This is a genomic window from Brevibacterium sediminis (assembly GCF_013623905.1).
GTDB lineage: Bacteria > Actinomycetota > Actinomycetes > Actinomycetales > Brevibacteriaceae > Brevibacterium > Brevibacterium sediminis.
The window spans coordinates 182,733-206,438 of record NZ_JABKDD010000006.1; the positions used below are offsets into that span (position 1 = coordinate 182,733).

The 23,706-nt window shown below is 65.4% G+C and carries 19 protein-coding genes; 4 read left to right on the plus strand and 15 right to left on the minus strand.

Annotation, left to right across the window (positions count from 1 at the left end):
- Positions 1 to 32 precede the first annotated feature (32 nt).
- From HK108_RS10925 to HK108_RS10935, 3 genes are read right to left on the minus strand one after another with little or no spacing between them, the layout of a single operon-like run.
- Positions 33 to 359 carry an AtuA-related protein gene (locus HK108_RS10925; RefSeq protein ID WP_229664082.1) on the minus strand — a complete coding sequence of 109 codons (327 nt, stop codon included), beginning with the start codon at positions 357 to 359 and terminating at the stop codon, positions 33 to 35.
- Complete coding sequence (locus tag HK108_RS10930; protein ID WP_229664083.1) at positions 343 to 1,776, minus strand: acyclic terpene utilization AtuA family protein; 1,434 nt, start codon at positions 1,774 to 1,776, stop codon at positions 343 to 345. Before HK108_RS10930 ends, HK108_RS10925 begins: the two co-directional genes overlap by 17 nt.
- Positions 1,764 to 3,224, minus strand: coding sequence for a CitMHS family transporter (locus tag HK108_RS10935; RefSeq protein ID WP_139467452.1), 1,461 nt, complete (start codon positions 3,222 to 3,224; stop codon positions 1,764 to 1,766). The genes HK108_RS10930 and HK108_RS10935 overlap by 13 nt, the downstream gene beginning before the upstream one ends.
- A gap of 87 nt (positions 3,225 to 3,311) precedes the next feature.
- Between HK108_RS10935 and HK108_RS10940 the strand changes: the two genes are divergently transcribed.
- The gene (locus tag HK108_RS10940) at positions 3,312 to 4,208 is read left to right on the plus strand and encodes a LysR family transcriptional regulator (RefSeq protein WP_172172057.1); all 897 of its coding nucleotides are present in this window, start codon (positions 3,312 to 3,314) and stop codon (positions 4,206 to 4,208) included.
- 94 nt (positions 4,209 to 4,302) lie between these two features.
- On the opposite strand, the gene HK108_RS10945 is transcribed toward HK108_RS10940, so the two are convergent.
- The 6 genes from HK108_RS10945 to HK108_RS10970 form a co-directional block, all read right to left on the minus strand.
- On the minus strand, positions 4,303 to 5,763 hold the full coding sequence (locus HK108_RS10945) for a dihydrolipoamide acetyltransferase family protein (protein ID WP_181271550.1): 1,461 nt from the start codon (positions 5,761 to 5,763) through the stop codon (positions 4,303 to 4,305).
- Positions 5,764 to 5,781: 18 nt separating this feature from the next.
- On the minus strand, positions 5,782 to 6,759 hold the full coding sequence (locus tag HK108_RS10950) for an alpha-ketoacid dehydrogenase subunit beta (protein ID WP_139467455.1): 978 nt from the start codon (positions 6,757 to 6,759) through the stop codon (positions 5,782 to 5,784).
- The gene (gene pdhA / locus HK108_RS10955; protein WP_139467456.1) at positions 6,759 to 7,913 is read right to left on the minus strand and encodes a pyruvate dehydrogenase (acetyl-transferring) E1 component subunit alpha; all 1,155 of its coding nucleotides are present in this window, start codon (positions 7,911 to 7,913) and stop codon (positions 6,759 to 6,761) included. Before pdhA ends, HK108_RS10950 begins: the two co-directional genes overlap by 1 nt.
- Before the next feature lie 466 nt (positions 7,914 to 8,379).
- Positions 8,380 to 9,897: a hypothetical protein gene (locus HK108_RS10960; RefSeq protein ID WP_139467457.1), complete on the minus strand. Its 1,518-nt coding sequence runs from the start codon at positions 9,895 to 9,897 to the stop codon at positions 8,380 to 8,382.
- A gap of 130 nt (positions 9,898 to 10,027) precedes the next feature.
- The gene (locus tag HK108_RS10965) at positions 10,028 to 10,759 is read right to left on the minus strand and encodes a hypothetical protein (RefSeq protein ID WP_139467458.1); all 732 of its coding nucleotides are present in this window, start codon (positions 10,757 to 10,759) and stop codon (positions 10,028 to 10,030) included.
- Positions 10,756 to 11,001, minus strand: coding sequence for a hypothetical protein (locus HK108_RS10970; protein WP_139467459.1), 246 nt, complete (start codon positions 10,999 to 11,001; stop codon positions 10,756 to 10,758). Before HK108_RS10970 ends, HK108_RS10965 begins: the two co-directional genes overlap by 4 nt.
- A gap of 251 nt (positions 11,002 to 11,252) precedes the next feature.
- Between HK108_RS10970 and purB the strand changes: the two genes are divergently transcribed.
- Positions 11,253 to 12,686 carry an adenylosuccinate lyase gene (purB, locus tag HK108_RS10975; protein ID WP_139467460.1) on the plus strand — a complete coding sequence of 478 codons (1,434 nt, stop codon included), beginning with the start codon at positions 11,253 to 11,255 and terminating at the stop codon, positions 12,684 to 12,686.
- Between the two features lie 159 nt (positions 12,687 to 12,845).
- Here purB and HK108_RS10980 read toward each other — a convergent pair whose 3' ends face one another.
- Both HK108_RS10980 and HK108_RS10985 read right to left on the minus strand, forming a co-directional pair.
- Entirely contained in the window at positions 12,846 to 13,622 is a 777-nt protein-coding gene (locus HK108_RS10980) for a transcriptional regulator (protein WP_181271552.1), read from the minus strand.
- 214 nt (positions 13,623 to 13,836) lie between these two features.
- Positions 13,837 to 15,216 carry an MFS transporter gene (locus HK108_RS10985; RefSeq protein ID WP_219922316.1) on the minus strand — a complete coding sequence of 460 codons (1,380 nt, stop codon included), beginning with the start codon at positions 15,214 to 15,216 and terminating at the stop codon, positions 13,837 to 13,839.
- Positions 15,217 to 15,409: 193 nt separating this feature from the next.
- Between HK108_RS10985 and HK108_RS10990 the strand changes: the two genes are divergently transcribed.
- On the plus strand, positions 15,410 to 16,294 hold the full coding sequence (locus HK108_RS10990) for an alpha/beta hydrolase family protein (protein WP_139467463.1): 885 nt from the start codon (positions 15,410 to 15,412) through the stop codon (positions 16,292 to 16,294).
- A gap of 149 nt (positions 16,295 to 16,443) precedes the next feature.
- Here the strand turns inward: HK108_RS10990 and HK108_RS10995 are convergent, their stop codons facing one another.
- Complete coding sequence (locus tag HK108_RS10995) at positions 16,444 to 17,820, minus strand: D-arabinono-1,4-lactone oxidase (protein ID WP_181271600.1); 1,377 nt, start codon at positions 17,818 to 17,820, stop codon at positions 16,444 to 16,446.
- A gap of 5 nt (positions 17,821 to 17,825) precedes the next feature.
- Positions 17,826 to 19,088 carry an amino acid deaminase/aldolase gene (locus HK108_RS11000; protein WP_181271553.1) on the minus strand — a complete coding sequence of 421 codons (1,263 nt, stop codon included), beginning with the start codon at positions 19,086 to 19,088 and terminating at the stop codon, positions 17,826 to 17,828.
- A gap of 49 nt (positions 19,089 to 19,137) precedes the next feature.
- On the opposite strand from HK108_RS11000, the gene HK108_RS11005 reads away from it, so the two are divergent.
- Complete coding sequence (locus tag HK108_RS11005; protein WP_181271555.1) at positions 19,138 to 20,739, plus strand: succinic semialdehyde dehydrogenase; 1,602 nt, start codon at positions 19,138 to 19,140, stop codon at positions 20,737 to 20,739.
- A gap of 11 nt (positions 20,740 to 20,750) precedes the next feature.
- Here HK108_RS11005 and HK108_RS11010 read toward each other — a convergent pair whose 3' ends face one another.
- Complete coding sequence (locus tag HK108_RS11010) at positions 20,751 to 22,688, minus strand: penicillin-binding transpeptidase domain-containing protein (RefSeq protein ID WP_181271556.1); 1,938 nt, start codon at positions 22,686 to 22,688, stop codon at positions 20,751 to 20,753.
- A gap of 224 nt (positions 22,689 to 22,912) precedes the next feature.
- Positions 22,913 to 23,647, minus strand: a complete 735-nt coding sequence (locus HK108_RS11015; RefSeq protein WP_139467467.1) for a response regulator — start codon at positions 23,645 to 23,647, stop codon at positions 22,913 to 22,915.
- Between the last annotated feature and the right edge of the window lie 59 nt (positions 23,648 to 23,706).

Below are 23,706 nucleotides of genomic sequence, written 5' to 3' on the forward strand. Positions count from 1 at the left end.
CATGCAGGTCTGCCCCTCGACGAGCATCCCGCTCAGTGCTTCAACTGCATCGTCAGCAGGTGGTAGCTCAGCGTCTTTCCATGTCCGTCGAGGTGGCTGACTCCCGTGACACCCCTGCCCAGCATTCCCTTGAGTTCAAAACTCATGGCGTTCAGCCGCGGCAATAGACAGCGGCGGACTCGCGAGACCGGCAGCCCGAAGTGATGCGCCACTGCCTCCTCGGTGACCGCGCGACTCAGCACGGAGAATTGGGCCCCTTCACGGGCAATGACACCGAGGATGAGCGTATCCCCTTTGTCTCCGGTCCTGACTGTGGCCAGGTCATCGACGGTGAGCATGTGCTCAGACTTCGCGGCCATCAGACGCCTCCTCGTGGTCAGTCAGTTCGTCGGCGTGAATGACGGAGACCTTCGTGAGTGCACGCGGCAGCGAACACGATTTGACACTGAGGCTCTCCCGAACGGACGTCCTTGCGCCGCCTCCTCCCGCCGGCCCGTTGGTATAGAGCGCCTCGACCTCGGCTCCGATCGCAGAGGCGCGTCTGCGGCTCTGAGCAGCTCCTGCCACCCGCAGTCGCACTTCGGGCGGATCTGCCACATCGCTGAGACCTCTGAAGCTGGCTCCGGCGCCGATGAACTCTACCGAGAGTTCGGATTCCCGATATCCGTGTATGCGCTCCAACCGACGTACGACGATGTCTGCCGCGAGCTGGGCACGCAACAGAGCCCGCGGGCCGGCATAGGTGATCTGTCCTTCTGCTTCCCACCCGCCGAGGTAGCCCAATGTCACCTTGAGCTCGACTGGTGCGGCAACTCCTTTTCCACCAGTTACAGCGATCCGGTCGGACCCGACCTCTCGGAGTACTGTTCCAGTGAAGTCTGCGACCACGTCCGGGGTGACGTAGGCACCGGGGTCGGCCACTTCGTAGAGCAGCTGCTCCGTGCAGGTCCGGACGGTGACGGCGCCTCCGGTACCCGCGAGCTTCCCAATGACGGCGTCGCCGCTGGGTGAGACATCGGCGTAAGGGAAGCCGAGACGGTCCAACCCTGCCACGGGCTTCGTCATCGGGTCGGCGAAGTATCCACCGGTGACCTGGCCTCCGCATTCGAGGAGGTGGCCGATGACAGTGGCCTGCCCGATGTGGTCGGAATCGTCGTCCGACCAGGAGAAGCTGTGGCTCAGCGGCCCGACGTACAGCGAGGGATCGGCAACTCTGCCGGTGATGACGATGCGTGCACCTTCGTCGAGCGCACGTCGGATGCCGGATGCGCCGAGGTAGGCGTTGGCAGAAGCGAGCCGGGGCTCCGAGCTGGCAGCCGGTTGGGAGTCTTCCCACCTAAGGGGATCCGTCGCAAGCACTTGGTCGAGCACATCGTCACCGATGACAACTGCCACCGGCATGTCAATGCCCATGTCGTCGAGAAGCCCAGCGACGGCGCGCCCTGCTGTAAGCGGATTCGCTGCTCCGCCATTGGTGATGATGCGAGTTCCGTTGGCCGAGCAGTGCGGTGCGGTGAGCCGGATCCTATCGAGCAGAGTCGGATCGTAGCCCGCAGAGGGGTCATTCAGCCGGGCTTTCTGAGCGTTCGCGACCGTCCGTTCGCCGAGGAGCTCGAAGACGAGGAAGTCGAGATGCCCAAGCTGCGCGAGCTCGAGGGCCGGGTCGAGACGGTCGCCGGCGAACCCTGCTCCCGATCCGATGCGAACTGTCCCAGGTTCTGGCGGATCAGCTTCTCTGGCCGTTGAGCCCAGATCCTGTGCTTTTACGATACCCACAGCGGAATCACTCCTAGTGCGATGGCGACGATGGTGACGACGATGCTGACCAGCCACAGCCAGCCGGTGGCGCGGATGATGTGCTTGCCGATCGGGACCCCGGCTAAGCCGACAAGCAGATAGAAGGAGCCGGTCAACGGGCTGATGGGGAAGCCCAGTGTCTCCTGCCCGATGATCGATGCCTGACCGAGGACGACCGGATCGATGCCGTAGGTGCTGCCGACGCTCGCCAGCACGGGCAAGAGCCCGAAATAGTATGCGTCCGGGCCGAACAGCAGACTCATCGGCACGCCGAGCACAGCGACGATGATCGGCAACACCGGCATGACGCCGGCGGGAAGCACAGCGGTCGCCGACTTGGCCATCGCCTCGATCATTCCGCTTTCGTCGAGCACTCCCAAGAGCACACCCGCTGCCAACAGAGTGCTGGCCATGAGCATGCATGATTTGGCGTTGAGGTCGAACTGTTCGGACTGACCCGCCATTCCGCGATGGTTGATCAGCAGAGCGAGAATCGTTGCAACCATAAAGGTCAGTGCGGGTGAGATCACGCCAGTCATCATCGTCGCCAAGGCAGCGACGAGCACGACACCATTGAGGACGAGCGACAGCACCGTCGGCCCCGCCTCCGCTGGACCGCGAGTGGAGTTCGAATCACCCGCAACATCGGTTCCGTCGGGTGAGCCCGATCCCGCCGTCTGGTCGGTTCCAGCCGTTTCCTCCGAACCCTGTGCTGATCGGATTGTGCTGGATGCCTCCGCCGAACGGCCGGCTTCTGCAGCCGACGTCGCTGCGACCATCACCGAGTCGGCAGAGTCGTCAGCAGGCACCCGGTCGAGCCGCTTTGCTTCACGATGCCCGAGGTACCAAGCCACTGCCAGAGCCGCAATGATCCCAGCGATCTGAGCCGGGATGAGAGGGACCCACAAGTCGTTCGCATCGACCTTGATCGTTGCCGCCGCACGGGCAGTCGGCCCTCCCCAGGGCAACATGTTCATGACGCCGGCGCCCAGCGCCACGCACGTCGACAGCGTCAACCGGCTCATCCCGAGACGCTGGTAGAGCGGCAGCATGGCTGGGATCGTGACCAGGAACGTCGTCGCACCTGCACCGTCGAGGTGAACGACACATGCCAGAAGTGTGGTCGCAACGGCTACGTTGCGCGGTGAGGATCCGCCGAACCTGATGATCCGATCGATGATCGGGTCGAAGAATTTCGCATTGCGCAGGATTCCGAAGAAGACGATGGCGAAGATGAACATGACGACGACGTCTGCGACTCCCGCGATTCCGGCTGAGACGAATTCACTGATGTCGGTCGGCGACTGTCCGGCGATCAGCGCCGCGACGAGCGGCACTCCGGCCAATGCGACGACCGGAGAGACCTTCTGCGTGAGCAACAACGCCAGAATGATGAGCATGGTGACATAGCCGATAAGTGAAAGCACCTTTGATTCCCTTCTCGATGAACGTATTCATCCTCGTTGAGCATGAGTAGGACCGTCCAATATCCGTTGCGGCTAGACTCATGATTTATGGTTATCAATCTGTCCTTGCACCACCTGCGAGCAATCGAAGCGGTGCAGCGCACGGAGAGTTTCACCCGTGCGGCCGAGGAGATCGAGGTCAGCCAGCCGGCTCTCAGCCGTACCGTCGCGGAGGCAGAGCGACGCATCGGCACACAACTGTTCGAGCGCACTACCCGCAAGGTCACCGCAACGGTTACCGGCACCGAAGTGGCACTGTACGCCGCACACGCAGTTCGCTCGTTCGACTCGGCATTGGAACGGATCTCCGGCTTCGTCACCGGCAGTTCGGGGCAGGTGAGAATCGCCTGCCTGCCATCGTTGGCAGCAACCGGTTTGCCCGAGGTCGTTCACGCGTTTCGCCGGGAGTTCCCGGAGGTCGAACTCGTCATCCGTGATGCGGCTCAGGATCAGGTCGTGCCGATGGTGACCGAAGGGACGGTGGACATCGGCCTCGTCGCCTTCACGGACTCTCTCCCTGCCGATCTGGCAGTGACTCCATTCCTGTCCGATCCTTTCGTCGCAATCGTTCCACGCGGTCATCGATTGGCTGCACGCGCATCTGTGCGGTGGGAGGAGTTCCACGGCGAAGAGTTCGTCGGCTTCAACTCCGTGACGAGCATCGCGCCGATGGTGCGGCGAACTCTGCTCAAGGCAGCAGCAGAACCCCATGAAGTGCAGACGGCAGATACGATTCCCGCGGTCGGCGGCATGGTGGCAGCAGGTATGGGCATCACCGCAGTACCGAGGTTGGTCGTCCCCCTGATGAATTTCAGCGATCTCGTCAGCATCCCGATCATGCCCACCATTGAACGCAAACTGGTGATCGCCTACCTTTCCGATGCTCCGCTCCCGCGCCCGGTCTTCAACTTCAAACAGCGACTGATCGAGTCAGCCGCCGAGTGACTGGCGAAACGCTGAAACGCCCCGGCTTCGCACTGTGCGAAGCCGGGGCGCTCAAGCTCCCGGAGCCGGTCAGAAGCCGGCGCCCGGGCGAGAATCAGGCCAACATCAGAGTCGGGTCCTCCAGACCCCGTCCGACGTCGGCGAGGAACTTCGAGATGATCTCGCCGTCGACGACACGATGGTCGGCGCTGACCGACAGCGTGGTGATCTCGCGCGGAACGATCTCGTCGTCCACCACCCACGGCTTCTTCCGGACCTGTCCGAACGCGAGGATCGCGGCCTCACCAGGATTGATGATCGGCGTACCGGCATCGACTCCGAAGACACCGACATTCGTGATCGTGATCGTGCCCCCGGCCTGATCGGCCGGCGGCGTCTTGCCCGACCGCGCCAGAGCGGTGAGATCCTGAATGCCCTGCGCCAGTTCGCCCAGCCCCATGGCCTGCGCGTTCTTGATGTTCGGCACGATCAGTCCGCGCGGAGTGGCGGCCGCGATGCCGAGGTTGACGTACTTCTTCACGACGATCTCGTCGCCCTCGAGGCACGAGTTGATCCGCGGGTTGCGTCCCACGGCCCACGCCACTGCCTTGGCGACGATGAGCAGCGGCGAGACCTTGACGTCCTCGCCCAGGAACTTCGTCGACTTCAGCCGGCGGACCATCGCCATCGTCTCGGTGACGTCGACGTCGAGGAATTCGGTGACGTGCGGCATCGTGAATGCTGAATCGACCATGGCCTTCGCCATCATCTTCGTCACGCCCTTGAACGGGATCCGCTCTTCGAGCGCTCCCTGATCACTCGCCGAGGCGGCCGCCGGTGCCGTCGCACCCGACGTGGGAGCGGCGGTCTGGTTGGCGGCGGCGTGCACATCGTCGCGCGTGACGTCCCCGCGGGGCCCGGTCGGTGTCACCTGGGAGAGGTCGACGCCCAGATCCTTCGCGAGCTTCCGCACGGGCGGCTTCGCCAGCGGCTTGCTCGGTGAAGCGGGAGCCGAAGCGGACTGCGACTGCGCTGCCGGAGCAGGTGCCGACGCCGACTGTGCCTGAGCCGCCGGAGCCGCGGCCGGTGCAGGCGCGGCCGCCTCCGCAGCCTGGGCAGCTGAGGCAACCGGGGCAGCCGACGCTGCGGGAGCGGCGCCAGCGGCGGGAGCGGGGACGGAAGCGCCCTTCCGCGGACGCCGCTTCGACGACGTCTCCTTCGCTCCATAACCGACGAGAGTGGCTCCGCCGTCGGCATCACCGGAGGCATCGACCGACTTCTCAGCCGAACCGGAAGCCGGCGCATCAGCGGAGGCGGGGGCCGCCTCGGTGTTGGCATCATCTCCGCCGAACCGGATGATCGGGGTGCCGACCTCGATGGTCTGGCCCTCCTCGACAAGGAGCGCACCGACGGTGCCGGCCTGCGGACTGGGCAGCTCGACGAGCGATTTCGCGGTCTCGATCTCGACGAGAATCTGGTTGACGGTGACAGTGTCGCCGGGGGCGACCTTCCACGCGACGATGTCGGCCTCGGTCAGGCCCTCACCGACGTCGGGAAGAGGAAATTCGAATGACATTCTTGACTCTCCTCGAAATCAGTAGGACAGGGCCCGATCGACACCATCGAAGATGCGATCGAGGTCGGGCAGGTAGTGCTCTTCCATCCGCGAACCGGGGTACGGGGTGTGGTAGCCGCCGACCCGGATGACCGGGGCTTCGAGGTTGAAGAAGCAGCGTTCGGTGATGCGCGCGGCGATCTCCGAACCCAGCCCCAGGAAGGTTGGAGCCTCATGGGCGACGACCAGTCGGCCGGTCTTCGTCACGGACTTCTCGATCGCGGTGAAGTCGATCGGGTTGAGGCTGCGCAGGTCGATGAGTTCGACGCTCTTGCCTTCCTCGGCGGCCGCGGTGACCACGTCCTGCGCGGTCGGCACCAGCGGGCCGTAGGCGACGAGGGTGACGTCGGTGCCTTCGGACACGACGCGGGCGTCATGCATGCCCAGCTCGCCTCGGGCCGACGTGTCGACGTCCCCGCGCATCCAGTAGCGACGCTTGGGTTCGAAGAACATCACCGGATCCTCGCTCTTGATTGCGTCCTGGATCATCCAGTACGCGTCATGAGCGTTCGACGGGGATATGAGCCGCAGTCCCGCATGGTGGGCGAACACGGTCTCGGGGCTCTCCGAATGGTGCTCGGGTGAGCCGATGCCGCCGCCGTAGGGCACGCGGATGACCAACGGGATGTTCTCTTTGCCCAGGGTGCGGTTGTACAGCTTCGCCACCTGGGTGACGATCTGGTCATAGGCCGGGAAGATGAACGCGTCGAACTGGATCTCGATGACGGGACGGTAGCCGCGGATGGCCATGCCGATCGAGGTGCCGACGATGCCGGATTCGGCCAGCGGGGCATCGATGACACGCTGCGGACCGAAGTCCTTCTGCAGACCCTCGGTGACGCGGAAGACGCCGCCGAGTTTGCCGATGTCCTCGCCGATGAGGACGACCTTCGGGTCGTCCTCCATGGCCTTGCGCATTCCGGCGGTGATCGCCTTCGAGAGGGGAAGTTTCTCCATCAGGCCTCACCCGCATCGGCGAACGAGGCCTGGTATGCCAGGAATTCGGCACGTTCCTCGTCGACGAGGGAGTGGGGTTCCGCGGTGACATGGGCGAACATCTCGACGCCGTCGGGGTTCTCCATGGTCATGCAGTTGTGGCGGATGCGGGCGGCGAGGGTGTCGGCCTCGGCGTCCACCTCGGCGAAGAATTCGTCGCTGGTCTCGGTGTGCTTGCCCAGGTAGGCCTTGAGGCGGGTGATCGGGTCGCGGTCCTCCCAGATCTCCTCTTCGGCCTTGTCGCGGTACTTCGTCGGATCATCGGCCGTGGTGTGGGCGCCGCGACGATAGGTGAAGGCTTCGATGAGCATCGGGCCGTGGCCGGCGCGCACGGAGTCGAGGCTGGCGCGGGCCACGGAGTACATCGCGATGATGTCGTTGCCGTCGACGCGGATGCCGGGGACTCCGAATCCTTCGCCGCGGGTCGACAGCGGGGCTGCGGACTGGACGTGAGTGGGTTCGGAGATGGCCCACTGGTTGTTCTGGCAGAAGAACAGAACCGGGGCGTGGAAGGCTCCGGCGAAAGTCAGCGCCTCGGAGACGTCGCCCTGCGAGGTCGCACCATCGCCGAAGCAGGCGATGGAGACAGTGTCGCGTTCGATGTCGCCGGTGCCGACGTCGCCGTCCATGGAGATGCCCATGGCGTAGCCGGTGGCGTGCAGGGCCTGCGAGCCGATGACGATGGTGTAGGTGTGGAAGCGGTGCTCCTGCGGATCCCAGCCGCCGTGGTTCTGACCGCGGAAGATGCTGAGCAGGGTTTCGGGTTCGACACCGCGGGTGTAGGCGAGGCCGTGTTCGCGGTAGGTGGGGAAGACGAAGTCTTGGGGGCGAGCGGCCCGTCCCATGCCGATCTGGGCTGCTTCCTGTCCGAACAGAGGTGCCCACAGGCCCAACTGTCCCTGACGCTGCAGAGCAGCTCCTTCGGCGTCGATGCGGCGGACCAGGACCATATCCCGGTAGAAGCCGCGCAGATCCTCATCGGTGAGTTCTGCTGCGAAGGCATCGTACTCACCGGATTCGACGCGGTTTCCGTCTTCGGTGAGCATCTGGATCATTCTGGGCTCCGAGGACTGACTGTGGGCAGCGCCGGTTCCCACTGAAATGTTGGAGGTCATTTCAGTTCTCCTTTGTTCGAGGTCCATCTTCACCGGAGGTGACCAGTGGTGGACCGTGTCCGTCGGGCAGGCCCTCGGATGTGAGAACTCGCCCTCGAGTGATCTGATTCACAGGTGATATCACAATACCGAATCCACTCACTGCTTGCCACTCTCCCCATGCGGTTCGAGTATCAAAAGTGCAGGTCAGGAACAGACTATGGCCCGAGCTCGACACATGTGGCCGAGTTCCAAAGCGTTCCGTGGACAATTGTCGATCACGGCAGAGATGCTCCATCGTCCGACCAATGCACATCCGAGCACCGAGGCGGCCCTTCTTCGGGAGGTCGTGCGCGGGTTTCGCACGATCCCATCGCTCGCCGGGGCGGCCCATCTTCGGGAGATCGAGTGCAGGTCCCATGAGCTCCGTTGGTGCACCGGGGTGTCCCATCGTTTCGATGCCGAGTGCCGTTCCGCGAAACCGAGTTCAATGACGTCTGCGCTTGCCCTGGTAGTCGCGCGTCTTCCCGAGATCACCGGTGAAGAAGCCTGAGTTCTTCGAGGTGAAACGGTCGACTGCGGAATTCCCGCCCTTCAGCAGCAGTCCGATCGAGGCCGCATAGGCGACGGACGAGTGCGCTGCCCCGGCCGAGGCGAACATCGCATCGAGTTCGGCATCGGTCTTGTCCGCCAGTTCGGGGACCTTGCGCAGTTCGTCGGGGTCGTAGTCGACAGTGATCGTCGACCAGTTCTTCGTCGCCGGGTTCTCATTGCCGTCGAGATCGGGGACGAGGTCCTGTTCGTGCTCGATCGAAAGCACGTCGATTCCCGAATCGATGGCGAAATCGGAGACCGGAGCACCGACCGTCATCAGGGCAGTGACGTTGACATCGTCGAGGAACGCGGGGTCCGCGGCCAGAGAGCCTGCGGTGATTCCTCCCTGCGAATATCCGACGAGCATGACCTCGGCGCCGCGACCGATCCCGGCATCGGCGATCGCCTGGCGCACCATTTCGCGCATCACGGTGTCGTTGCCGGCCATGCCCTGCACGTTGGTCGTCAGGTCCGTCGTATTGTCACCCGACTTCGGAGACCAGTCGGTGGTGGCCGGGACGTAGACGATATAGCGGGTCGTCCCATCGGGTCCGACGACCTCCTCGATGCGGACCTGTCCGGAATCGGCTCCGCGGTGGCAGTTCGCTTCGCGGATGAAGAGGTCTTCGACGTCACGCGGCGGTTCTTTGTGCGGAGCAGTCAGGCCTTTCGCCCTCCACACCTCGACATCGGAGGGCAGCAGCAGTCCGAACGCGTTCGCACCTGCCAGGACCCAGATCGTCATCGACGTCGAGTCGTGCGGCCAGAACGCGTGATCACCTTCGGAGTCGAGGATGAACGGAGGCAGCCCGAAGAATCCGACGACGAAGCCCGGCAGCACATGCTCGATGACGGCCCCGGTGACGTCGGACTGTTCGAACGCGAACGTGATCAGCGCTTCCTTCGCTTTCGCCTTCGTCTTGCCCAGGTCGATGCCGAACTGCTTGGTGATGACATCGTCGAGTCCGGTGACGTCGAGGATCTTCGTGAGCACGACGACCTGAGCGCCGACGACGAGCGCAACGGGAATGATGACGGGCAGGCTGAGTGCGATGATGCGGCCGGTCGCGTACCCGAGAGCGTCGAGCAGTCCGCCGAAGACTTCGCTGATGCCCTTCTCCGCCTGCCGGTATGCGAAGGCAGCGGCACGAACGGCGAGCAGTGTCGCCTCGAGTTCGAGCACCGAGGCGGTCAGCTGGGCGTGGAACCGGATCCGGCAGGCATCGAGGTTGAGCGCCGTCACCGGAGCGGGGACCTGGGTGAGCAGGGTCGCGAGGTCGAAGTCTCCGACAGCGGCGTCGACGGACAGATCACCGACGTCGGCGATGACGGTCTGCAGTGCGTCTCCGCTGCCGTCGGCGCGTTCGTCGACGGTGATCCGACCGCCTCCGCGGGTCGTCGAGTCGATCATCGCGGGTCTCCTCTCATGCCCCGGTCGCTGCCGCCCTCATGCCCCGGTCTCTGCCGGTCGCTGGTGCCACGAGCCCACGGGGCCACGAACTCCCGGTCGTCAGCCGCTGCCGCCGTCAGTGCTGCCGCCGTCAACTCGGAGCTCCTGCCGTCAGCGTCCGCGTGAGCACGGCGCTCAGCAGCTTTCGCACCGCTGATTCGCCGGCGTCGACGTCATCGTCGACGGTGACGGAATCGCCGGCGCGCTCGATGACCGGCCGGAACCATGTCCCGCCCTCTCGGCGGAGGAATTCCAGTCCTGTCGCACCCCGTCCGGACGCCCAGCTGAGCGTGAGCACACAGTCCTGGTTGACGAGCTCGGTGAGATCCTCGACGACGTGCCCGATCCGTCCCGGCTCGATCCGGCGCAGCAGCTGGTGCCGCGCGAAGTCCTCGAGTCCCTCCCCCTGCAGCGCGAGGATCGCATGCGCGATGCCCGGCCCCAGGCACAGTGCCAGGTGGACGGTCTCGACTCCCGATGACACGACGACGCTGATGCGCGTGCGCACCCGGTTGAGTTCGGAGGCGAAGCCGCGCAGCCATGCGGTGAGCACATCGAGGTCCCGTTTCGCGCCCCCGCTGCCCTCGCCCATTCCCGAGGTTGCGGCCGCAGTCCGCGAACCTGCGACCGCAGCCCCCGAAGCTGCGCCGGAGATCTCCTCCTCCGCCGAGGCGGCTCGGGAGTCCCGGTCGACCCGGCGAGGGAGCAGATCGGGCGGCCAAAGACGACGCAGCCGTTCGGGCAGTCTGCTGATCCGGTCGAGGTCGACGACGATCCAACTGTCGATGCCGGCGCCCTCACGTTCGGCGGGGTGAGTGTTCACAGCTGGATCCGCCCGCCCACCGACACGACCTGCAGGTGGAGGTCATACGCCTCGGCGAGCTTCTCCGCCCTCTCACCCAGCTTGTCGATCGATTCTGCGCACGAGGCCACCCGGTCATCGAGCAGCGCTCCCGCCGGGGAATCCCATCCGTCGATCTGTCGGCAGCTCTGCGCCAGGGAGTGCAGCACCTCCGCTCGCCGTCTCCACTGCTCGCGATTGCGCTCCAATTCGTCAGTGATCATGCCTCTGCCCTCCCGCCTGCCTGTTCGGCATCCGTGCCCGAATCACTCGACCGTAGGAGGCAGCGGTTCGAGCACGGAAGCCTCGATTTCAGGGCTGGGGAAGAGACTTGAGCATCCACAGGGCACAGATGTCGAAGTCACCACCGAATCCACAAGGGGTGATGCTCGAGTCCCGTCCTCCGCCGGCGCCTGGCGATCGGTCGGCGCGGACGGGTGCCGCTCCGATTCGCCGCTCATGAGAAAATGAGGGCATGCCGACTGTTTCCCTTGCCGAAATCTCGCCCGCCATCGCTCTCGGACCGCTAGATGGTCGCTACCGCAAAGACACCGCTGACCTCGTCGATCACCTCTCCGAGGCGGCGCTCAACCGCAACCGCATCATCGTTGAGATCGAATGGTTCATCCATCTCGCACAGAACTCGGTGATCGAGGGCGTTCGCACCCTCACCCCCGATGAGGTCGACGGACTGCGTGCCTTCGCCGCCGACTTCGACGCCGACACCATCGCCACGCTGGCCGCCCATGAAGCCGTCACCGTCCATGACGTCAAGGCCGTCGAATACACAATCAAAGAAGCCCTAGTGACGATCGGCGCCGAGGACCTCGGCGAGCTCGTCCACTTCTGTTGCACGTCCGAAGACATCAACAATCTGTCCTGGGCGTTGGGCATCAAGGGTGCCACCGAACAGGTGTGGCTGCCGCGAGCGAAGGCCCTCATCGACGCTCTCGCCGAGTCCGCCGCGGAACTGGCCGAAGTTCCGATGCTCGCCCACACCCACGGTCAGCCGGCCACTCCGACGACGATGGGCAAGGAGCTCGCGGTCTTCATCCACCGCCTGCGTCGTCAGTACGAACGCATCGCCGCCACAGAGTTCCTCGGCAAGATCAACGGCGCCACGGGCACCTATTCGGCCCATCTGGCCGCTGTGCCGGGAGCGGATTGGCCGCAGATCGCCCGCACCTTCGTCGAAGACCGTCTCGGGCTGACCTTCAACTCGCTGACCACGCAGATCGAGTCCCACGACTGGAACTCCGAGCTGTTCGCCGATATCGCTCGGTTCAACCGGATCGCACACAACCTGGCCACCGATATGTGGACCTACATCTCGATGAACTACTTCAAACAGATCCCCGTCGCCGGTGCGACCGGTTCGTCGACGATGCCGCACAAGGTCAACCCGATCCGCTTCGAGAACGCCGAAGCGAACCTCGAACTCTCCTGCGCCCTGCTCGATTCCCTCGGCTCGACGCTGATCACCTCGCGGATGCAGCGCGACCTCACCGACTCGACCTCGCAGCGCAATATCGGCGTCGCCTACGGCCACTCGGTCCTCGCGCTCAACAACCTGGTCAAGGGCCTCGGTGCGCTCGCCATCAACGAGGAGGCTCTGGCCGCCGACCTCGACGGCAACTGGGAGGTCCTCGGTGAAGCCGTCCAGTCGGTCATGCGTGCCGCCGGACTGCAGGGCGTGCCGGGAATGGACAACCCGTACGAAACGCTCAAGGAACTCACTCGCGGCAAGCGCATCAACCAGGCCGATCTGCAGACGTTCGTCGACGGTCTCGGACTGCCCGAGGAGCGTGCCGAACTGCTCAAGGCCCTCACGCCCGCCACCTACACCGGTGTCGCGGCTCAGCTCGCCGAGTCCGAGGTCTCGGACTGGAAGGCCTTCAGCGAAGGCTGATCTCAGGGCCTGACAACGCCTCGAGGCCGGTCTCCGAATGCGGAGACCGGCCTCGATGTGCATTTCCCTGGTCGGCCGACGCCGCCCTGACTCAGGCTTGGCGGGTCGCAGCCACATGACTCACGGTTCGCAGCCGCCCTCGCGAGTCAGCCTCGAGAGTCAGACGGAGGGGATGTCGAAGGTCGTCGTGAACTCCGGGACCTTCTCGTCGGTTCCCAGCACCTTGCCGGGTCCGCGTTCATAGCGGATCGTGTAGGCGTCCTGCTTCTCGTTCGGAACATAGGCGAGCCAGCCCTGGTGGGTTCCGCCGTCTCGGCGTCTGACGTCTTCGAAGGGCTCGTAGCCAGCAGCTCGCATCTCGGCTTCGAGGCCGTCGGTCTGGTCGTATCGGTAGTCCGCCCCGCCGTCTTCGGAGATCTTGAATGCTCCGGACTGGATGAGTCCGCTGTATTTCTGCCCTGGGGTGATCTTGACCTCGAGGAGGACGACTTCGCCCCCGAGTTCGATCGCCGATGCCCTCTTGGACGACTCGAAGTTCCGCACCGCAGAGAGCACCTCGATCTTGTCCTGCATCTCCGGATCCTCGAAGCTTTCGCCGATGCTGACCTGCCCCTGGCTGCCGGACGACGCTCCCGAGTCCGAACCCGTGGACCCGTCAGCCGACGAGGTCGACGACGAGGAGCCCGAGGTCGACTGATCGGAACTCGCGTCCTGACCGCCGGTCTGGTCCTGTCCGGCCTGTTCCTGGCCGTTCTGGTCGGCACTCGACTCCTGACCATTTTGGTCGCCCTGATCCTGAGCGTCGGCATTCGGCTGCTCTCCGCTCTGGCCCTGTTCAGGCTGGACGGCCTGGCTGATGAGCGAGCAGCCCGAGAAGGCGAGTGTGCAGCTGAGCAGGGCCGCAGCGGTGAAGGTGGCACGCTTCATGCGTTTCATGATGACTCCTTGATCGGTCTCTCGCACCCGGGAGTCGTTCGCCCGAATGCGTGTTCTGAAACCAACCTATGAGTTCGTCGAGCGCGAGATGTGCGCAGAGTGTGGCAGAACGGCAACGTCTGTCACCGATCCGCCGCAGCCCCCGAAGAGTCTCACTCCGCGAGGCGTCGGTGTGCCGCTTTGAGCGGGTCGCGCGAATTCCCCGGCCACGCGCTCAAGCAGGGACGAGATGCTTGTCCGCGTCCACCTCGGCGAGGGTCTTCTTGCCCATGCTGCGAGCGAGGAACAGGGTGGGAACGCCAGCGACGACGATGACGACGGTGGCGTAGATCGCCGGTGCCAGAGTGATGCCGGTCGACGACATGAGTGCCGTGGCGATGAGCGGCGAGAGACCGCCGAAGAGGACGGTGGCGACGTTGTAGCCGATCGCCATGCCGGAGAAACGGCTCGTGCCGGTGAACTGCTCGGGCACCATAGCGGCGGCCACCGCGCTCCACCCGGCGGCGGGAATTGCGAGGAACGCAACACCGAAGACCGCCCCACTCGAGGAGCTGCCGCCCAGCAGAGCGTATGCGGGAATGATCGTGAACACGAAGACAGCCATGAGAACGGCCAGGGCGGGTTTGCGCCCGAACCTGTCGGAGGCCAGGCCGAAGAACGGAGTGACGACGATGGCGACGACGGCCGCGACCGTGCCCAGGGCCAGGGAGCCGGAGTTCGGAACCTTCGCCACCTCTTCGATGTACGTGGGCACATAGGTGATGTTGAGGAAGTAGCTGACCGAGCCGATCGAGGAGATGAGGAAGGCCACGAGGATCGCCCGCGGCTGTTCGAGGATCGCAGTGATGAGCGGGGAGCGCTCGAGGGCCGTGTCCTTCGTGCCCTTCTTCTCCTTCTCTGCCTGCTGCAGCCGTTTGAAGGTCTCGGTCTCCTCCATCATCGACCGCAGCGGAACCATGAGGATGGCGAGCACAGCACCGAGGACGAACAGCAGCCGCCAACCCCAGGAGTCCATTGCCTCGGGGCTGAGCGTATTCGCCAGCAGCGCACCGGACCCCACCGCCAAGAGGGCGCCGACCTCGCTGTTGGCCGCAGCCCAGCTGGCCGCCAATCCGCGCTTTCCCGGTCCCGCCGATTCCATGAGGAAGACCATGATTCCCGTGTATTCCGCGCCGACGGAGAATCCGGACAGGCAGCGCAGGGCGACCATGAGCACGCCTGCCCAGATGCCGATCGTGTCGTAGTTCGGGATCACCGCGATCCCGAGCATGGAGATCGCCATGAGGACCGCGGAGATGATGAGCGTCGATCGTCGCCCGATCCGATCACCGAGGTGGCCGAAGACCATCGCGCCCAAGGGCCGGAAGAGGAATCCCGCCGCGCCGACCCCGAGGGTCAGCAGCAGAGAATCCGTCTGATCGCCGAAGAACTCCTTGGTCAGGGTCGTGGCGACATAGAAGAAGATCGAGAAGTCGTACCATTCGACGACGGTGCCGAATGCGGCGACGAACATCGACCTGCGCCGGCCTCTCTCCCGCTCGCGGCTGGTCGCCTGAGTGGGTGATGCGGGATGGTTCCGATCCGACGCGGTCATTCCCCGAGCGTACCAGCACGCTCGGACATGGGATCCTGCGAAGGACTTCGGTGGAATACTGCCGAGGATTACGGCGGGGACGGGCCGGGGATTGCATTGGGAGGGCGCCGAACACGCCGGCACGGATGGCGACGCCGAAAATTATATTACCGACTAGTAGCATCCTGGCGTCGTGGTGATTACGCTGAAGGATATGGACTCACTTCTCAAACAGGACGTACGCATCCCGGTGCCGAGCCGGTACGGATCCAACGACCTCGAGGGACATCTCTTCCTCCCCACGGCCGACCCCCGTGCGGTGCTGACGATCCACCCGGCGACCGCGACTCCGGAACGCTTCTACTTCTCCTTCGCCGAGGCGGCCGCCGCGAGAGGGTTCGCCGTGATCACCTACGGCTTCCGCGGCGTCGGCGATCGAACGGAAGCTCGCGCACATCGGCACATCCGCATGCGCGACTGGATCTCCGAAGATGTGGCGGCAGCGGGTGCCTGGGCGGAGGAGAGATTTACTGATCTGCCGCATACGGCGTTGGGCCACAGCGTCGGCGGGCACGCTCTGCTCCTGGGATACGGCGGTCAGCGCCTGAGTGGAATCGCCACGGTCGCCACAGCGATGGTGGCGGCGCGCCAAATCGCACCCCGCAGCGAGCGATTTCGGGTGGAAGTCGGCCTCGGCGTCTTCGGCAGAGCGATCACTCGGGTGTTCGGGTACATGCCAGGCAGCCGAGTGGGACTCGGTGAGGACATTCCCGCTGCCGCTCTCTACGAGTGGACGAAATGGCTGCGCCGCCCCCACTTCTTCTTCGACGACCCGAGCTTCGATGCCGAGGCACGAGCCTCCCGACTGCGCACACCTGTGCTCGCCATCGGCACCTCAGACGATCCTTGGGCGACGCAGGCGTTCATCGATGCGATCACCGACCGGCTGCGACTGGCCCCGGTTACTCGTCGTACTTTCGCCCCGGAGGAGCTCGGAGTGAAGAGCATCGGACATCACGGCCTGATGCGCAGATCGACCGCCGAGGCCGCCTGGCCGGAGATCCTCGACTGGCTCGACGCGCGAGCAGCCGAAGAATAGGTCACTGCCGGAGCTCTTCCGCGCCCAGAAATATCCGATTGCGACCACTTTCCGGTCGCCAGTATCCGTTTGCGACCACTTCTCGGCTGACCGGCCCTCAACTGCGGGCGACGCCGAACACTCTCAGCCGCGGGTGACGTCGACGGACCTCAGCGCCGCGTGACGCCGAACAGCGAGTCGGTGAAGCGATTGCCGAACATGGCCTCCGGATCCAGTCGAGCCCGCAGATCGCAGAAGTCCGCGAATCGCGGATAGAGCTCGGGCAGGTCAGAAGCGGTACGAGTGTGGATCTTGCCCCAGTGCGGGCGGCCGCCGTGCCGGCACAGGATCTCCTCGACGACGCGGAAGTACTCGGCGAAGTCCTCTTTGATGAAGCGGTGGACGGCGATGTACATCGTCTCCCGCCCCGATGCCGTCGACAGCGGCACATCGTCGGCGGCGGCGCACCGAACCTCGAGGGGGAATGAGATCGCCCACCCCTTGGCTTCGATGACGTCTCGGATCTCCCGAATCGCCTCGGGCCCGGAGTCGAAGGGCAGCGCGTATTCCATCTCATTGAACCGCACCCGCCGTGGGGTGACGAACACATCGTGACCCGGCGCCCGATACGTCCGGTCTGCCACGACGGACTGAGCGATCCGATTGATCGAGGGCACCACGGCCGGGACCTTGGCACCGAGCTCGACGGCCAGCCGCAGCGCCCCGTTCTCCACCACCTCTTTGTCGAGGAGGTTGAGCCACCGGTTGCGCACCCCCGCCTCGGCGAGGTGACCCGGCCCGGCCTGCCCAGGCTCGACCCGGGTGTTCGTCTTCGTCAGCACCGAATCGGTGTGCGGGAACCAGTAGAACTCGAAATGGTCTGCCCCGCGCATCCGCTCGGTGAGCCCATCGAGGAGCTCGTCGAATCCGGCGACCTTCTCCTCGGCGATGAGGTCGAAGGCCGGCACGCACTGGAGTTCGACCTCGGTGATGACTCCGAGGACGCCGAGGCTGACCCGTGCGAGGTCGAAGATCTCCGGTTCCGCCTCGGCCGACAGTTCCCGTACTTCGCCGTCGGGGCCCATGAGGCTCAGTCCGGTGACGGTCCCGGCGAACCCGGTGAACCCGATCCCGGTGCCGTGTGTGCTCGTCGAGATCGCACCGGCAAGGGCCTGCGGATTGACGTCACCCTGGTTCTCCAGGGCCAGGCCGAAGGGTGCGAGGAGGGCGGGAATGTCCCGCAGCCGGGTGCCGGCGTGGAAGCGGACCCGGCCGGCCGCCTCGTCGACGGCGACGATCCCCGACAGTCCGTCGAGGCTGACCATGACGTCATCGCCGGCGGCCACGGGAGTGAACGAATGCCCGGCCCCGACGACCCGCAGACGATCCCCGGCAGCTGCAGCGGCCGTGACGATTCCCGATAGCTCCTCCGCCGAGGCGGGACCCGAGAATGTGTGCGGATGTGCGTGGACGTGCCCGGCCCAGTTCCGGAACGCTCGTCGCTGCGCGGTCCGAGCGCGCGCTTGAGTGCTTCGGCCTCTGTTCATCGTGCTCACAGCACCAGTCCCTCTCCCCTGTATGTCGACCAGGTGTCGATGATCGTCGATCCCGAGACGACGAGGAATTCGTTGAAATGTTCGGCCAGTTCGCCTGCTTTCGCATGCCTGAACCACACGAGATCGCCGATGCGCAGCGATTCCGTGCCGGGCCCGGTCAGCGGAGTCTGCACCTCGCCGGGACCCTCGAGACCGGAGTACTCGAGGCCCGGCGGCCAGGCGATGGTCGGCAGCCGGTCGGAACCAGGAACCCCCGACGCGATGAATCCGCCTTTGAAGACCGTCACCCAGCCAGGGCCGGGCCTGCGCACGACGGGCGTGACGAAGTACGCGGCCGGCCGATGCCGAAAGTGCGTGTAGCCGTCGAAGAGTCCCGGGGAGAAGAGGCCGGATCCGGCGGCGAGTTCGGTCAGAGTGCCCTCGACGGAGCTGGATTCGAACGAACCGGTCCCGCCGCCGTTGACGAATTCGAGGTCGGCAACCTCGCGGACTGCGGCGATGACGGCTGCTCGCCGTTCGGCGAGTTCGGTGATCGAGGCCTTCTGCATAGCGCGCACGATCGCCTGCCGCACCGAGCGTCCGGCATCGGCGGTGCCGGCGATCTGCCCCTCGTAGAACATCATCCCGACGAGGTCGAAACCGGGCCGCGCCGCGACCTGCCGGGCAAGCGCGATGGCCGCTCGCCCGTCACGGATCGGCGAGCGCCTGGCCCCGATATGGACGCGGTCGCCCAACCAGGATTCGGCCGGTCGATAGGAGGAGTCGACGTCGATGCACACCCGCACCGAGGCGGCTCCCGCCTCGGTGAGGTTCTTCCCCTCCCCTGCCGGACCGGTCCCGTCCGAGGAGGACTTCCGCCCCGCCTCGGCGAGGTTCTCTCGGACGTCGTCGATGATGTCGAGGTGGTCCACGGAATCGATCATCAGGGTGATGTTCGTGCACGCTCCCGACTCGGCGAACATCCGACTCAGGGAAGCTCGGTCGAGGCTGGGATAGCCGATGACGATATCGCGGATGCCGCGGGCGTGGAGGAACAGCGCCTCGGGGACGGAATAGGCGAGCACCCCGGAAAATGCGGGATGGGCGAGCGCCCTGTCGATGGCGGCGGGCACGCGCAGGGACTTCGTGGCCAGGCGGATCGGCAGTCCGCGAGCCCGCTCGGCAAGGGCGTCGAGGTTCGCGTCGAAGGCGTCGAGATCGAGGACGGCGGTGGGTGCGCCGGTCCCCTTCAGCGCCCTCCGCAGATCACTCGAAACCATATTCGGTAGTCTAGCCTGCGATGACCTACGTCACAGAAAGAGGAAGCCGATGAGTACAGAGACCACCGCACGCACCTCCGAAGCAGACGCTGCCCGGACCCCTTCCGCGCATGTCACCGCGGCGCTGCGGGACTTCCTCGACACCGATCCGTACGCTGACGCCTCCGGCTCGGGCGAGGTGATGCGCGGAGTCGAGCCGTTCACCGGCCAGGAGGTCGACAGGTTCGCCCGGAACACTCCCGACGATATCGAGGCTGCCTACGCCACCGCGCGCATTGCCGGCGAGGCATGGGCCGCTCAGTCGGTCGAGCACCGAGCGAAGGTGCTCACCCGACTGCATTCCGCACTGGTCCGGAATGAGGATCTGCTCCTCGACATCATCCAGTACGAGACCGGCAAGGCCCGCATCCACGCCTATGACGAGATCCTCGATACCTTCAATGTGCTCCGCCACTACGGGGTGATGGCCGCCCGCTATCTGCGCCCCGAACGTCGGCGCGGAGCCATCCCCGTGCTCACCCGCACCGAGGTCACCCGCACCCCACTGGGCGTGATCGGCTTCATCACACCATGGAACTACCCGCTGACCCTGGGGGCGACCGACCTGTTCGCCGCCCTGACCGCCGGCAATGCCGTCGTCCACAAACCCGATTCGACGACGACGCTGACCTCGGTGTTCATGCGCAGGCTGGCGATCGCCGCCGGCCTGCCCGCCGAGGTCTGGCAGCTCGTGCCCGGGCCCTCCGCCGAGGTCGGACCCGCGCTCATGGCCGGCGCCGACGGAATCTCGTTCACCGGGTCGACGGCTGCTGGGCGGTCGATCGCCGCCGAGGCGGGGCAGCGTCTGCTCCCCGCCGCGCTCGAGCTCGGAGGCAAGAATCCCCTGATCGTGGCCGCCGATGCGGATCTGGAGAAGGCCGTCGAGGGTGCCGTGCGCGGATCGTTCTCGTCGGCCGGGCAGCTGTGCATCTCCATCGAGCGCATCTACGTCCACGAGGACCTCTATGAGACCTTCTGCGCCCATTTCGCCGAGGCGGCCCGTGCCTACCGTCTCAGCGCCGCGTTCGAGTACGGCCCGGACATGGGCACCTTGGCGGGACCGAAGCAGCTCGAGACGATCACCAACCATGTCGAGCAGGCGCGCAGCGCCGGTGCCACGGTTCTCGCCGGTGGACACCCGGTGCCCGATCTCGGCCCCTACTTCTACGCCCCGACCGTGCTCACGGATGTTCCTCCTGAGGCGGAGCTGCATCGCGAGGAGACCTTCGGTCCCGTCGTCTCCGTCTATTCGGTGCCGTCGGATGCCGCGGCGATCGCTGCGGCCAATGACAGCGACTACGGACTCTCGGCATCGGTGTACTCACGCTCCCACGGGCTTGAGATCGCGCGGCAGGTCGAGGCCGGAATGGTCAACATCAACGAGGTCTACCCGGCCAGCTGGGGATCCATCGACGCACCAGCCGGCGGAGTCAAGGCCTCGGGAATGGGCCACCGGCACGGCCCTGAGGGCCTCTTTCAGTTCATGCACTCGCACACGATCGCGCAGCAGCGCCTCCACCCGATCGCACCGGCCGGCCCCCTCGACCAGGCGAAGTTCGCGAAGGCCATGACCGGGGCGCTGCAGGCCATGCGGTCCCTGCGCATGAAGTAGGCCGGCGAAACTCAGTTGACGTTGTCGAAGAATTCGTGCACCACCGGCACGGCCGCCTCGGCGCCGAATCCGCCGTCTTCGACGAGCACGGCCACGGCCAGGTCGCCCTGGAATCCGGCGAACCACGAATGGGTGCGCGGCGGGGAGTCATTGCCGTATTCGGCTGTTCCGGTTTTGCCGTGGACGGGATCGCCGGGAACGTCCTTGAGATCGGTGGCGGTGCCCTCGGTGACGACCGCTCGCATCATCTTCGAGATCTCCTTCGCCGCTTGGCCATCAAGGGCCGGAGGATCGTCAGCCCCTTCCGCACCCGACTCGTCGACGCCGACATCGTCGAGGGCATCACCGAGCACGAGCTGCGGGTCCACGGTCTCCCCGGCCTGCACCGAGGCGGCCATCGTCGCCACGGACAGCGGGCTCGCCTGCACCTTGCCCTGACCGATCATCTGCGCAGCATGCGTGACCTCGTCGTCGTCGGCCGGCACCGAGGCGGTCTTCGCCCCGATGCCCAATGTCGCAGCCGTCATGCCCAGCTGCTCGGCTGCTGCGATCAGGTCGTCCCCTGTGACTTCGTCCCCGGAGGAGACGAAAGCGGTGTTGCACGAGTGTGCGAAGTCGCTGGCGAAGCTGACGTCGCCGAGCACTTCATCTTCGGCGTTCTTGAACCTCTTGCCACCGACCGTCGCTGTCTGCGGGCAGTCGATCGTGTCGTCCGGCTTCACTCCGGATTCGAGGAGCGCGAGGCCCGAAGCGATCTTGAACACCGAGCCGGGAGCGTACTGGCCGCTCAGCGCTCGGTCCCAGGCCGCTCCTTCCGGGGCGTGGTTGGCCACGGCGAGGACGTGACCGTCGCTCGGTCGGATGGCGACGAGAGCTGTCGGTTTCCCGCCGGTCGCAGCCGCCTTGTCCGCGGCTTCTTGGATCCGCACATCGAGGGTGGTCTCGAGATCCTCGCCGTCTTCGGCTGTGAAGGCATGGAGACTCGTCAGCTTCGTCGTTCCGCCCGTGTCATCGCTCGCATCGCCTTTCGCGAAGACTTCGACGCCGCCGGGTCCGCTCAGCCGATTGTTGAATGTCTTCTGCAGACCCGTGCGGCCGATGATCTCGCCGGGGATGATCGTGGCCTGGGATTTCTCGATGTCGTCGGCGCTGGCCTGCCCCACGGAACCGAGGGTGGCCTGGGCGAACCCGCGGGACCGGGTCAGGGTCTGGGTATCCTCGGTGAACAGCACTCCCGGCAGATCGTGGATGGCGTCCTTGACCGACTTGTAGTCGTCTTCGCGCAGCGTCACGACGGGGACGAGCTGGTTGCCTTCGGTGTCATCGACGGACTTCTCGAGATCATCGGCGTCGAGGTCGAGGGAGTCGACACCGTCGTTGAGTCCGCTGACGAGTCGGCCGATGGTGTCGGGTTCGAGTCGATTCGGGTGGACGCCGATGTCGACGACCTTCCCCTCCTCCATGAGCACTTCATCATCGGCGCCGAGGATGTTCCCCCTCCTTCCCTGGTTCGCGCGCAGTTCGAAGCGACCGCCCTTGCCGAGCTTCGGGTGGATGGCCTTCACCGTGAGATCTGCCCACCAGAAGAGCCCGTTCTTCTCCAGGGGCAGCTGTGAACTGTATTCCCAGGACTCTCCGTCGTTGTTCGCCCACGTCCAATCGAGTGTGGCCACGGTCCGACCGTCGGCCTCGGTGATGTCGTCGACGGTGACCGACCGCAGGTCGACTCTCGTGCCCAATGCCTTCGTGACGCGGTCGAACAGGCCCTGGGCGAGGTCCTTCTCATGCCAGATGTCCGAGCTCAGCTGCTCTTCGGCGAGGTCGTGGGCGGCCGCCTCGGCGGCGGAGGACTTCGTCATCGGCAGCCGGAAGAGAGCGAAGACTCCGGCTCCGGCGAGCAGCACGAGGACGAGGGCGACGGCCAGCCAGACCCGGGACTTCTTCGACATGGAACCATCCTCTACCGGGGTTCGCCCGATGTCCATTGCCCTGCGGCGAGACCGGCGCAACGTCGGCCCCACGACCGATTGTTGGGGCGATCCACGGCGGTTTCGGCGTTCAGAACGCCGTGGATCGACCCAACAATGCTTGCGGCGTCGGTCACGGGCGCGGTGACAGAGCGATCAGCCCGCGGCGTCGGTCACGGTCGGCTGCTCGCGCAAGTAATGCGCGGTCAGCCTGCGTCGGGGACGACGGTGTATTCGAGGACGGGACGACCGGCCGAACCGTATCGGGGACGGCGTTCGAGCATGCCGGCGTCGGCCATGGATTCGAGGTAGCGGCGAGCGGTGACTCGGGAGACCCCGAGCCCTTCGGCCAGCTCTGCTGCGGACTGGCCGGGATTCTCATCGAGCAGGCTCTTCACCTCGGCTTGGACCGCATCGGGCACTCCCTTCGCGGTCGCCGCCACGGTGTGCGTGCGCAGAGCCGAGATCGCTTTGTCGACCTCGGTCTGGGTGACCTCGCCGTCGTTCGAATCCCCGCCGAGGCGGTTGCGGAAGGACGAATACGCCTCGAGTTTGGATTTGAAGACGGGGAAGGTGAAGGGCTTGATGATGTACTGGGCGACGCCGTAGGACAGAGCCTCCTGCACGATCTGCATGTCCCGGGCAGCGGTGACCGCGATGATGTCGACGTCGACTCGTTGGCCGCGGATAGCGCGGCAGACCTGCAGCCCGTGCCCGTCGGGCAGGTTCATATCGAGGAGGACGAGATGGACGCCGGAGGGATCGAGGCCGTAGATCTGACCTGTGAGAGCAGCCATCGCTTGAGTGGCATTCTTCGCCACTCCGGCGACGTGATAGCCGTCGATGCGGTCGATGTACTTCGCGTGAGCACGGGCGGCGACCACCTCATCCTCGACGACGAGCACACCGATGCTCGATTCAGGCGCAGTTGTGTCCGACATGCCGCCAGTCTATCTTCACCCGTTTGACAGCGTCCCGGATCGTGTTGCAGTCCCGTCAC